This window comes from Lysinibacillus sp. RS10, assembly GCF_041956855.1.
Lineage (GTDB): Bacteria > Bacillota > Bacilli > Bacillales_A > Planococcaceae > Lysinibacillus > Lysinibacillus xylanilyticus_A.
The window spans coordinates 2530706-2543160 of record NZ_CP167122.1 but is presented as its reverse complement, the minus strand read 5'-3'; the positions used below and the strand labels follow the sequence as shown (position 1 = coordinate 2543160).

Genomic DNA, 12455 nt, shown 5'->3' with positions numbered 1-12455 from the left:
TCGGTAAGGTGTTCTTAGGGGATGTTAGCCTAAAACCACCGCATCCATGCGATAACGGCTAACTGACCTGCACCGGTGCTGTGTTGCCGCTGCCGCTACGCTTTCGCGCAGTTAAAACCCTTTTGCTGCCGCTACGTTAGCACTGCGCTTTCGCACAAAAAACATCTGTTGCTGTCGCTACGTTAGCACTGCGCTTTCGTACAAAAACATCTGTTGCTGTCGCTACGTTAGCACTGCGCTTTCGCACAAAAAACATCTGTTGCTGTCGCTACGTTAGCACTGCGCTTTCGCACATAAAACATTTGCTGGCCTAAGCACAAAGCCGAATCCGGACGCAATTATGCCGAGGTATAATTGATCATTCAGTAGCGAGGAAGTCAAGCGATTTCTTTCTATATATTTAACACAAAGGAGACGAGGACATGAAAAATTGGAAAAGCTTGTGGCTTGTCTTTGCAATAGCAATAATCGCTATTCTAGGAGCATGTAATGCAAAGGACAAACCAGAATCGGCTGCCCAAGGTGAGAAGGTAGAACCTTCACAAGCTGAAAAGTCAGAGATAACGATTGAAAATAATGGAACAACACAAGTATATAAGGAAGCCCCCAAAAAAGCGATTAGCTTAAATCAACATGTAACAGAAATTATGTTGGCATTAGGCTTAGAAGATTCAATGGTAGGTACCGCCTATTTAGATGACAAAATTTATGAGCCCTTACAAGCTGCCTACGATAAAGTGCCTGTGTTAGCTAATCAGTATCCTTCAAAGGAACAGGTTATTGATGCAGAAGCAGACTTTTTATACGGCGGTTGGAAAAGCGCCTTTGGAGAGAAAGGTGTTGGTACACAGGAAGAGCTTGAGGCATTAGGGATTCACACTTATTTACATACAGCCTCAAGTATGACGAAACCAACTTTAGAAGATATTTTCACAGATATCCGAAATATCGCAAAAATATTCCGTGTCGAAGAACGTGGAGATGCTTTAATTGCACAAATGACTAAAGATGTAGAGGCTGTACGTGCGAAATTACCACAAAATGGGGAAGAACTGCGTGTATTAGTGTTTGATAGTGGTGATAAAGATGTTCTTACAGCTGGACAAAACTTTATGAATGAGCTTGTGACGATTGCTGGTGGTAAAAATATTTTTGGTGATGTGGAATCAGGATGGACTACGGTATCAAAAGAAGATGCAGTAGATCGTAATCCAGAAGTCGTTGTTGTTGTTGATTACGGAGAAACAACGGCGGAACAAAAAATTAACTTCTTAAAAAATGATCCTGCCTTAAAAGAAATGGAAGCTGTTAAAAATGAACGCTTTGTGATCTTACCACTTTCAGCTGCATCTGAAGGGGTTCGTGCTGCAGAAGCTATTCAAATTTTAGCAAAAGGCTTTTACCCTGAAAACTTTTAGACTAAATAAGGAGCTAGCGACTTGCTAGTTCTTTTTTTATAAGGAGAGTTATAAATGAATGCATTTTGTGAAAATATACCAGACAAAACATTTGAAAAGCTAAATCATAATGGAGAGTTTACACGTCTTGCAGTTAGCCCGGGTATTATTAATAAACATTATACCCCTGCACAATTTCAAGCAATTGCAATGGTTGTAGGGGAAACAGGTGCAATCAAATACTCCGCTTCTTACAGTATATTATTATCTATTCCGACAGTAAATGTAGCAAATACGACTAAGGAGCTACAAGATGCTGGCCTGTATGTGGCAAAGCAAGGACCAATTGTTGCGATGAAGGCCTGCGATTTCTGCGATGGGGATAAGATGGAGGCAGCACCGATTACTGAACAGCTATTTCATTCATTGGAAGGAATATCTGTACCTACAAGATTACGTTTAAACGTAAATGGCTGTGCCTCTGCCTGCTACAATGCAGTGTATGATGATATTGGCCTTGTTTATCAAAAAGATAGCTTTGATGTTTATTTAGGGGCGGTGCCAATGGGGGCAAATGCACAAGCTGGGACGCTCTTTGCTAAAAGGGTGGCAGTTGACCGTATTGAAAGTTTTCTTCATGAAATCATTCGACTCTATAATGAGCATGCTCGTCCGAATGAACCTTTTTATAAATTTTATCGCAGAACAAATTCTGCTGAATATTGGAAAATGTAAAAAAAGTGATGATAAAACACGCTACGTTTTTTTCAGTGTATGTTTTTAAGCATCTCAAATAAGGTATAACGCGGCTATTTTTAAAAATTTTCTGTTTATAAGCAGGAATAATACTTAGGGCGTCGAAATATTGTACTATGTAATGCAATTTACAAAAAGGGGCGGGAAAATATGACATCCAAACAAGGGATTAAACCGGAAGATCTATATCAATTAAAATCAGTGGCAGATCCACAAATATCACCTGATGGAACAGAAGTAGTCTATGTAGAGACTCGTATTGACGACAAGAAAAAAGACTATGTGTCTAATTTATTTTACATAAAGTTGAATGAAAAAATTCCTCAACAATGGACATTTGGTGAAGATAAAACAAATTCACCTACTTGGTCTCCAGATGGCAGTAAAATCGCGTTTGTGTCAACGAGAAATGGCAAGTCACAAATTTTTGTGCTTTCTAAAACAGGCGGAGAGGCGAAGCAAGTGACTCATTGTAAAAACGGTGCGACATCACCTGTTTGGTCGCCGTGTGGCAAGAAAATTGCTTTCTCTGTAAAGCTTGGTAAAAATGAAAGCATTGATGATAAAGCTGAACATGATAAGAAAGAAGACAAAGAACTAAAACCACTTGAAATCGAAAAGATGAAACATAAGTCAGATGCAGCTGGATTTATGGATATGGAGCAATTTACTCAAATTGCAACCGTCAATCTTGAATCTGGGGAATTAGAGCTAATGACGGAAGGAAAACATCATTTCCAGCTTGGTACATGGTCTCCAAACGGAAAATATCTTTCTTACAGTGCAGACGTAACAGAGGATCTAGATTTTTCATTCATGAGTGATCTGTACTTATTGGATGTTGAAACGAAACATGCGCGCAAGCTAACGGAAGGAACAGGGGTGTTCTACCAAACTTCATGGTCTCCGAACAGTCGCTACATAACTTATGTTGGAAGTGAAAGAGAATTTGAAAATGCGACACATGCGAAGCTATGGGTTTATGATTTGGAACATAACCTTACGACATGTGTAACGAGTGTATTTGACGCGCCTGTCGGTGATTTTGTTGTGGGTGATTTCCTTCGAAATGTTGTTGCCCCGCGTGTCCAATGGTTGGAGGATAGTGAAAGCTTTTACTTCCAAGTGACAGATCGCGGAAATACAGCCATTTATTTTAGTAATCTTTCTGGAGAATTATATCCAGCTATACATGATGATCAGTATGTATATGGTTTTTCACTTGATCAAAAAAATGATAAAGCGGTAGTCGCAATTAGCACGACGACAAATCCAGGCGATTTATTTTATGTAAATTTAAATACTGGTGAAAAGGAACAGCTTACACAAGTTAATGAAGAATTTTTGAAGACGAGAGAATTATCTGTGCCAGAAGTAATTGAATATGAAGGGGCAGATGGCTGGAAAGTAAGCGGCTGGATGATGAAGCCAATCGGCTATGAAGAAGGGAAGAAATATCCACTTATTTTAGAAATCCATGGTGGTCCGCATGCTATGTATGCCAACACCTATTTTAATGAATTCCAAATCCTTGCTGCACAAGGCTTTGCGGTTCTTTATACGAATCCTCGCGGAAGCCATGGATACGGTCAGAAATTTGTAGATGCAGTCCGTGGTGATTATGGTGGCAATGATTATCATGATCTAATGGCTGCTGTTGATTTTGCATTGGAGCACTATGATTTTATTGATCAAGACCGTCTCGGTGTAACAGGTGGGAGTTACGGGGGCTTTATGACAAACTGGATTGTCGGACATACCAATCGCTTTAAAGCCGCTGTTACGCAACGTTGCATTTCTAACTGGATTAGCTTTTATGGTGTAAGTGATATCGGCTATTACTTCAATGACTGGCAAATCCAAGCGGGACTAGACAATATAGAGAAGCTATGGCATCATTCACCGCTTAAATATGTGGACAATGTGGAGACGCCACTGTTAATTTTACACAGCGAAAAAGACTATCGCTGTCCGATTGAACAGGCAGAGCAATTATTTATCGCCTTGAAACACCGTAAAAAAGAAACAAAATTTGTTCGCTTCCCTGAATCCAATCACGAACTTTCAAGGAGCGGAAAACCAACGTTAAGAATCAATAGACTAGAATATATTCGGGATTGGTTTGTGGAATATCTGTAAGAGAAAATTTTGGTGGTCTATGAGGTTGGGGGAGGAATATGAGTAATTATAGCATTGCAAATACAACTAAAGAAGAACGAGCAGAAAGATTGGCACAAGCAGAAGCAATTAACAGCTTAGGAGCTAAACAAGTAGCACCTGAAGACCAGGTATTATTCCAGAGACATATTGACGTGAGTTGGAAATTGAAGAAGAAGTAACACAGATGTTAATTAATAAATACAAAAAATCTCCTAAAGCTCTGAATGATTAATTTCGGAGCTTTTTTGAAATTAATTATTGTTCCAGGCCCGGTACCAGCGTTGCTGTAGCCAGGGGCAAAGTAGAAAATAATTATGTATGGATTCCTGACAGAAAATGTTCTACGCGCGTCATGCCAATGATTCTTACTTGGAGTATATGTCTCTCAAAGATCTCTCTAGACGTCTTACTCATCATATTCAGTTCAATGAATAACCGCTTGAATTCGTTGGTAAAGGTGATTGATTTTTCGCCGGTTTTACTTACATATTTATTATTAGAAAAAAGTTCACGATCTGCTTAGCTAAAACATTTCTTACTCACGCTAGCCTCCTCTATGCTTACTCCCAGTTTACAAAAAGATACCCACAGCTTGAACACCCTTTATTTCTAAAGTGTCCAGTCTATGGGTACCAGTTTATCTGGGTAAAGCCAGCTTAATCATTTAATTATTTAGCTGTTTTAAATTCACTTCGCACATCTTGGTACAAATCCTCAGACCCAGCGTTCGGTGATGGAGTAAAATCTAGGGTAACTTTATTATCGGTAATCAGCACAATCATTTCTTTATCGTTTGCCGATTGAATGAGTACTAATGATCCTTTTGATTCTTCGTTCTCATATGCAACAGTTTCTGCAACCTTCGGATCCTTCAGCATTTGGTCCTCCGAAACTCCCGACTTAGCATTGGTGCGATATCCACCTTGCATATCAGGGTGCACACTCTCCTCAACAAACTTCAATTTCTCCTCTTTTTTTTCATTGTTGTAGTAATCAGTAACATAGGATAATGCCAGCTTCTCATCAGCAGCTTCTTTCTCCGAAACCGTAGCATTATTACTTGAACATCCAGATAATATGATCACTGCGGCGAATGAAATAGATAGAAATTTTGTAAAGTTCTTCATGTTTTCCCCCTTGGAATAATTGAGTATACTTATTAGTCTATCAAATGCAGGAAGGATTTGGTAGTTGGATTCAAGGCGTTTTATATATTATTTTGAAAAATATGTTAATTTATAAAAATGCCGTTTTCGACACATATTGCTCCTGGTTACAGCAACGCTAGTACTGGACCATCCAGGATGAGAAGTATTATAGCGATTTTTGTGAAATGATAGTGCTTGCGAATCGAATGCAACGAAATCATAAGCGTATTTCTGTTCGTGTTCAAGATTTCGCACTAGGTGTTTATTTGGATAAGACTACACTGGAGTTAATGAGATAAGAAAATATTTCTTAGATAACCTTTTTTTTAATGGGAGGGGGATGCATAATAACATCACTTTACCTACTATTACTTTTAAAGAAAAATTTGAGATTGATTTAGGTGGTATTCGATGTATAGTCCAACATGTATCTTTTCTTTAATTTGGAGGAATGAAGGAACTAGATGGGCGGAAACACATTTTTGAGAATCTGGGCTGCTGCATTATTCATTAATTATCCCATAATAAACTATATCCTCGTATTTACCATCTTTTATGACGTGATCCTTTAAAATTCCTTCTTGTTTCATGCCAATCTTCTCCATTACTTTTCCTGAAGCGGGGTTTGATGAAAAATAGCGAGCAAACACTTTGTGCAGTTTCTTTTCTTCAAAAGCAAATTGTACAATCGCCTGCGCTGCCTCAGTAGCATAGCCTTTTCCCCAATATGGCTCGCCAATCCAATAGGCTAATTCTCCTTGGTTAAAATCTTTCTTGTTCGATAATCCAATTGTTCCAAATAAGTCCCCAGTTTCTTTATCTGTGACTGCGAACTCATACGAAAAATCCTCGATAAAATTATCATAATGGAATTCAATCCATGATAATGCATCATCTAAACTATACGGAAAAGGTAGGTACAACGTGCTTTTATAAATATTATAATTATTGCAAAGTGTCGCAACTGTTTCTGCATCGGATGTTTGAAATAATCTGAGAACAAGCCTTTCTGTTGTAATCATTAATTTTTCAGGAACATATGCCATTCAATCATCTCCATTAATTTATAATTTCGAACTCATCACCAAAAATTGAGGATGACATATGTTAAACGTATGCCATGAGATAAGTTGATTTCCGTTCCGATTGGACGCCCGCAGGAAAGTGCCCAGTCGGAACGGAAATCAACCCCACGTTATGGTGATAGAACTATAATTTGTAAATTACATTATATGACAAGAGGGGAATTCAAACAATGATACAAGAGGGGGTTATCATAAAAAATTTCTCCCAAACAAAAAAAGACAGAATGCTAAGAAAGCGATTCTGTCTGGGTTCATCTAGTTGAGTTTTTCTATAAAAACAACCTTTAAGTAATTGAATTCTGGATATTCACGTGAGGCACGGAAATCCTTTGGTAAGCTGTATTCTTCAACAATTTTATAGCGTGTTTTTGTTTCTTTAAAGGCTTGATCAATAAAGCTTTTGAACTTTTTCATACCGAAGCTTGCATTGTTCGTTGAAGCAACAATGATACCGTTTTTCTCGGTAATGGCGATTGTATCCATCAGTAATTTAGGATAGTCCTTCGCAGTTGAGAACGTTCTTTCCTTCGTACGTGCAAAGCTAGGTGGATCTAAAACAACAAGATCGAATTTTAAATTATGGCGCTGAGCATATTTAAAATAGTTAAAGACATCCATTACTTTAATATCCTGTGATTCGTAATCAATGCTATTGACGCTAAATTGCTCAATTGTTTTGGCTAAACTACGCTTTGCTACATCTACACTTGTTGTTTTTACTGCGCCTCCAAGTGCCGCTGCGACAGAAAATGCACCCGTATAGGAGAACGTATTTAGCATGTTTTTACCCTCTGCAAAACGTTCGCGAATGGCAAGTCTCACTTCTCGTTGATCGAGGAAAATACCTGTCATTGCTCCATCATTTAAATTGACAGCGTAATTCATGCTATTTTCAGTTACGATAATAGGGAATTCGCCAGGTGTACCCATGACGAAATCGTCCTGTTCCATATATTGACCTTTAGTATCGAAACGCTTTTTCTCATAAATGGCTTTGTAGTTTACTGTCTCTGAAAGGGCTTCATATACCATTTCTTTAAATGAATAAATGCCCGCGCTATACCAGCTCACCATATAGTAAGAATCGAAAAAGTCAATTGTCATACCGCCAATACCATCACCCTCGCCATTAAAGATACGAAAGGCTGTTGTCTGAGGATCATTGAAAAATGCTTCCCGATTTTGAATGGCCTTTTTAAATTTTTTAATGAAATATGCCGTGTCTATGTTTTCATTAGCATCGGTTGTTAGTACCCATCCAATACCTTTGTTTTGTAAGCCGAAGTATCCAGTGCCGATAAAGCGGTTATGAACATCCGTAAGTCTTAATAGTGCGCCTTCCTCTTTTGGAAGATGGCGTGCATCAACAGCATCCTTTGAAATAAGAGGATAGCCTTTTTTTAATTGATTAGAAAAGGGATTGTTAATTTGTAAAGCAATTGTTTGTGTCATGTTGTCATCCTTTAAAATACATTTTGCTCTATTATCGCATTCTTTTATGTGGATAGACAAACTTATTTCACGAAATGAGTGATTTTTTCAACTGTGTCAATCGTTGCTGCCTCAAAAAACTCCATTTTGCTGAAGTAACTATGAATTAATCCAGGCATATGAATATGCTCTACTTCTACATTTGCCTCTGCTAGCTTTTGCGCGTATGAAAGGCCTTCATCATAAAGGACATCTGCCTCTGCAGCAATAATAATTGTTTTCGGTAAAACGCTTAAGTCTTCCATATGAAGTGGGGAAACAAGTGGGTTTTTATAGTTTTGTTTATCTGTGTAATGATCCGCAAACCATTGCATTCCTTGTTTGTCTAAACCATAATGTTCCCCATAAGCACTGTAGGAATCCGTTGTAAAATCAACATTGACTACAGGATAAATAAGTGCCTGAGCTGTGATCTTTGGTCCATTTAATGTAGTGGCTAAGTAAGCTACAACGGTTGCTAAGTTTCCACCGGCACTATCACCAGCCACTGTGATCGTTGATGCATCTCCGCCAAAATGTTGGATGTTGTCGTCAACCCATTCTAAAGCGTCATAGGCATCGAAGAGCGGGGTAGGAAATGGGTATTCTGGTGCTAAGCGATAATCGACCGAGACAACGATGGCTTGGGCTTTTTCTGCTAATAGCTGGCAGCCTGCATCCGTAGAGTCTAAATTTCCAAATACCCAGCCGCCTCCATGATAATAAACAATGACAGGAAGTATTTTGTCTAACACAGGTCTATAAATGCGCACATTAATTTGTGCGCCATCTCGAACCGATATTTTGCTAGTTTCGATTGCCGCAAGCTGTGGGCTATGTGGTGACGTCCATTTTGGCACTACTTTTATTGCTCGCGCTTCTTGGGGTGTTAAATTATAGTACTTCATAGAAGAATCACTTGCTTTTATATAACGGATCGCTTCATCTTTTAATGTTGTCATCATCATCAATCCTTTTTCATTACATTTGTTAGTCTCATTATAAACTATTCATATAATTTTACTAGGATTTAATAAGTAAAAAAGAAAATTATTTAATGACAAAGTAGAAATAATCCGATTGTAAAGTAAAAATATGTTTATAATATAGTGAACAATGTATTTGGAGGGACAATAGATGATTTCTTTAATAGTGGCACATGATACGAATTATGTAATTGGATATGAAAATGGTATGCCGTGGCATTTGCCTGGGGATTTACAATATTTTAAGAACAAAACGATGGGCAAGCCTATGATCATGGGACGAAAAACATTCGAATCCATCGGTAGACCGCTTCCAGGGCGTCGTAATATTGTTATTACTCGTGATGAAAACTATCATGCGGATGGGATTGACGTGGTGACAAGTGTAGAGGATGCCCTCGCTCTTGCTGGAGATGTTCCAGAAATTATGATTATTGGTGGCGAGCAAATTTTCCGCTTATCCATGGAAATCGCCGATCGCCTATACATTACAAAAATCAATCATTCCTTTAATGGGGATACATATTTCCCGAACTACGAACAGGATTTTGTGGAAATATCCTCAGAAGAGCCTGTGACAGCAAAAGAAGGCTATACATTCCAATATCAGATTTTTGAACGTAAGAACTAATTAAATAGGAACTGGTAAGCACGGTGAGCTAATGACCGTGCTTTTTTGTATAACGGAAGGCGTTTGGAAATATTTGTGGAATAAATAATAATAAGGCTCATCAGCATAATGTGGTGTTGATTTCCGTTCCGACTGGGCGCATTCAAGAAGTCTAACAAAGTAAAAATTTTACCAGTAAATCCGTTTTACCCGATCGACGGAGTGAAACGTCAAAGTGCCGGATAGCTCCTGAGGGCAATCGATGAGCTTTTTTACTGCTTAACATTCCGACAATTACATTCAAAAGATGGGGAACAATTGTGAGAAAAATAACATTGGCAAATGGAAAAAAGGTAGAAGTGGAATGTTTGAGCTGTGCCATAACGAGTGGACTCAATCAATTATGCCTTGGCATAATTGCGTCCGGAATCGGTTTTGTGCTTGCACAAAGAACTCCTTTCCGATTCCGTGACATCCGCCGGAGGCTTCAACTTCCTTCAACGGGTGTTTGGACACCCGCTGAAAGAAGTTGAACCAGATGGAGGCGTGGTAATTGAAACGGACTATTTTCATGCCCATCAAGATGTTGCTTATCCGATAAAGGGATTAATCATTCTAGCTTCAAAGCGCCATATTAGATGTTTGGATGAGCTTAACGATGAGGAGAAAATGGACTACATAAACCTTTTATCAAAAATTAGAAAGGCTCAAAGGGAGGTATTGGATATAGAACATGTTTATTATTTCTATAATGAAGATACGACACACCATTTTCATACTTGGATGGTGCCGCGCTATGAATGGATGTCTGCATTCGGACGTTCCGTAGAATCGATGAGACCTGTTTTACCTCATGCTAGAAATGAAATGAATAACGAAGAAAATATTCAAGAGGTCATGCATGCAATCAAGGCATTAACCAAGGAATTAAGTAGTGAATAGTAAATACACCAATATAAAAAATCGCTCCTTTTGTATTATCTACGAGAGCGATTTTTTGTTAATACCTACAAGTAAAAATAAACACAAGCATACATAGAGCCACAACCAGCTAACACAAAGAGGTGCCAAATTGCATGATTGTAGGGCAGGGATCTCCATGCGTAAAAGATGGCGCCAATCGTATAGAAAAGCCCACCTGCTAACAGTAAAGCAAAGCCATTAAAACCTAAGTAAAGATAGACAGGCTTAATGGCAAAAATAATTAACCAACCCATACCGATGTAAAAAATTAATGAAAGCTTCTCAAATCGATTAATGAAGAAGCATTTAAAAATAACGCCTAATAACGCAAGTGACCAAATAATACATAATAATGTAATACCTAACGTGCCACCAATCGCAATTAGAAGAAACGGTGTATACGTTCCGGCAATTAAAATATAAATAGAAGAATGGTCAAGAATGGCGAAAATGTGTTTATATTTTTCAGGCATGCTATGTAGCAGCGTCGACATTAAAAATAAAATGATGACTGAGGCACCAAAAATACTAAACGTTGTAATTTGGAGCGCACTTCCGGTTTGTACAGCGGCTAAAATAAGTACAATTAGCGCTGGAATACTTGCGATAAATCCAATGCCATGAGTAATGGCATTCCACAATTCTTCCTTCCACGTTTTATAGTCAAATGAATCTAGCATAACGAACACTCCTTTCGTGCATATATTTATTATACGCCAATAATTTTCATCCTGCTATTTACAATTGTCATGTATTTATTATCAAAATTGTCATAGTTATGGTTATTTGTTTGAAGGTCTTTGTTAGACAAGTACTCGACAAAACGTTATAGTAACCAAGGTAGTGATTCAAAACAGACTAAATAGGGTGATGTCTAAATGACAAATGTCATGTTTACATAATGATTCATTAGTCTATATAATAAATTTTAATGAAGTAAAAGGATGTGTCGAAGTGGGACGAATTCATATTGTAACTGACTCAACTTGTGATTTAACAAAAGAGGAAGTAGTGCAGCATGGTATACATATTGTGCCTTTAACGATTCAAATTGATGGAAAAACATATACAGATGGTGTTGATATAGAGCCACAATCTTTTTTAAGCTTTATGCAGAATTCCGAAAATTTGCCTAAAAGCTCGCAGCCTGCGCCGGGGAAATTCAAAGAATTATACGATGAACTAGGAAAAGACGGAGATCAAATTATTTCAATTCATATGACTGGTGGCATGAGTGGTACAGTTGAATCGGCTCGTCAAGCAGCGCAAATGACGGATGCAAATGTGACTGTTATTGATTCACGTTTTATCGCCTTTGGTTTAGCTTTCCAATTACGAGAAGCTATTAAAATGCGTGATGCAGGTGCAACTGTCGAGGAAATTATGGCTCGTCTGGACAAGGTTCGCGAAAATACGTATTTGTATGTTGTTGTCGACACACTTGATAATTTAATTAAAGGCGGACGTATTGGGAAAGGTAAAGGCTTTATCGGTTCTTTACTGAACATCAAAGTAATTGCAAACTTAGAAGGTGGCGCATACAATCCCGTAACCAAAGTGCGTAGCCATAAACAGGTTGTGAACTACTTATTTAAACAATTCCAAGCAGATACTGCCGGAAAAACAGTTAAGTCAGTTGGAATTTCTCACGCCGATGGAATGACAACGATGGGTGGACCATTAAAAGAATTGATCGAGGGAACAGGTGTAAATGAAGTAGAAATTGCCTTTACTTCACCAATCATCTCTACACATACTGGCCCAGGTGCAATTGGTTTCATGTTTTTTGCAGAATAATATACGATAGCTACTACATAGGTTTTGTAGTGGCTTTTTTTATGTGGAATGGAAAAATGCATGCCTAAAAAAAGAAATACATT

12 protein-coding genes are annotated in these 12455 nt (G+C 38.1%); 7 read left to right on the top strand and 5 right to left on the bottom strand.

Annotation, left to right across the window (positions count from 1 at the left end; all coding sequences use genetic code 11):
- Positions 1-422 precede the first annotated feature (422 nt).
- The 4 genes from ACB089_RS12990 to ACB089_RS12975 all read left to right on the top strand — a co-directional run bounded on the left by ACB089_RS12990 (position 423) and on the right by ACB089_RS12975 (position 4492).
- On the top strand, positions 423-1418 hold the full coding sequence (locus ACB089_RS12990; RefSeq protein WP_374966779.1) for an ABC transporter substrate-binding protein: 996 nt from the start codon (positions 423-425) through the stop codon (positions 1416-1418).
- A 54-nt stretch (positions 1419-1472) separates the two neighbouring features.
- Positions 1473-2132, top strand: coding sequence for a precorrin-3B methylase (locus ACB089_RS12985; protein ID WP_374966778.1), 660 nt, complete (start codon positions 1473-1475; stop codon positions 2130-2132).
- Between the two features lie 171 nt (positions 2133-2303).
- Positions 2304-4292 carry a S9 family peptidase gene (locus tag ACB089_RS12980; RefSeq protein WP_374966777.1) on the top strand — a complete coding sequence of 663 codons (1989 nt, stop codon included), beginning with the start codon at positions 2304-2306 and terminating at the stop codon, positions 4290-4292.
- A 38-nt stretch (positions 4293-4330) separates the two neighbouring features.
- Positions 4331-4492, top strand: a complete 162-nt coding sequence (locus ACB089_RS12975) for a hypothetical protein (RefSeq protein WP_374966776.1) — start codon at positions 4331-4333, stop codon at positions 4490-4492.
- Positions 4493-4981: 489 nt separating this feature from the next.
- On the opposite strand, the gene ACB089_RS12970 is transcribed toward ACB089_RS12975, so the two are convergent.
- The 4 genes from ACB089_RS12970 to ACB089_RS12955 form a co-directional block, all read right to left on the bottom strand.
- On the bottom strand, positions 4982-5440 hold the full coding sequence (locus ACB089_RS12970) for a hypothetical protein (RefSeq protein ID WP_374966775.1): 459 nt from the start codon (positions 5438-5440) through the stop codon (positions 4982-4984).
- Positions 5441-5964: 524 nt separating this feature from the next.
- Positions 5965-6507 (bottom strand): GNAT family N-acetyltransferase, encoded by a 543-nt coding sequence (locus ACB089_RS12965; protein ID WP_374966774.1) that lies wholly within the window; start codon positions 6505-6507, stop codon positions 5965-5967.
- Positions 6508-6801: 294 nt separating this feature from the next.
- Positions 6802-7998: a class I SAM-dependent rRNA methyltransferase gene (locus tag ACB089_RS12960; protein ID WP_374966773.1), complete on the bottom strand. Its 1197-nt coding sequence runs from the start codon at positions 7996-7998 to the stop codon at positions 6802-6804.
- A gap of 62 nt (positions 7999-8060) precedes the next feature.
- Entirely contained in the window at positions 8061-8978 is a 918-nt protein-coding gene (locus ACB089_RS12955; protein ID WP_374966772.1) for an alpha/beta hydrolase, read from the bottom strand.
- A gap of 175 nt (positions 8979-9153) precedes the next feature.
- On the opposite strand from ACB089_RS12955, the gene ACB089_RS12950 reads away from it, so the two are divergent.
- Positions 9154-9633 (top strand): dihydrofolate reductase, encoded by a 480-nt coding sequence (locus tag ACB089_RS12950; RefSeq protein ID WP_374966771.1) that lies wholly within the window; start codon positions 9154-9156, stop codon positions 9631-9633.
- A 447-nt stretch (positions 9634-10080) separates the two neighbouring features.
- The gene (locus ACB089_RS12945) at positions 10081-10554 is read left to right on the top strand and encodes an HIT family protein (protein WP_374967559.1); all 474 of its coding nucleotides are present in this window, start codon (positions 10081-10083) and stop codon (positions 10552-10554) included.
- Between the two features lie 65 nt (positions 10555-10619).
- Here the strand turns inward: ACB089_RS12945 and ACB089_RS12940 are convergent, their stop codons facing one another.
- Positions 10620-11255: a hemolysin III family protein gene (locus tag ACB089_RS12940; RefSeq protein ID WP_374966770.1), complete on the bottom strand. Its 636-nt coding sequence runs from the start codon at positions 11253-11255 to the stop codon at positions 10620-10622.
- Positions 11256-11529: 274 nt separating this feature from the next.
- On the opposite strand from ACB089_RS12940, the gene ACB089_RS12935 reads away from it, so the two are divergent.
- Positions 11530-12372 carry a DegV family protein gene (locus tag ACB089_RS12935; RefSeq protein ID WP_374966769.1) on the top strand — a complete coding sequence of 281 codons (843 nt, stop codon included), beginning with the start codon at positions 11530-11532 and terminating at the stop codon, positions 12370-12372.
- The last annotated feature ends 83 nt before the right edge of the window (positions 12373-12455 follow it).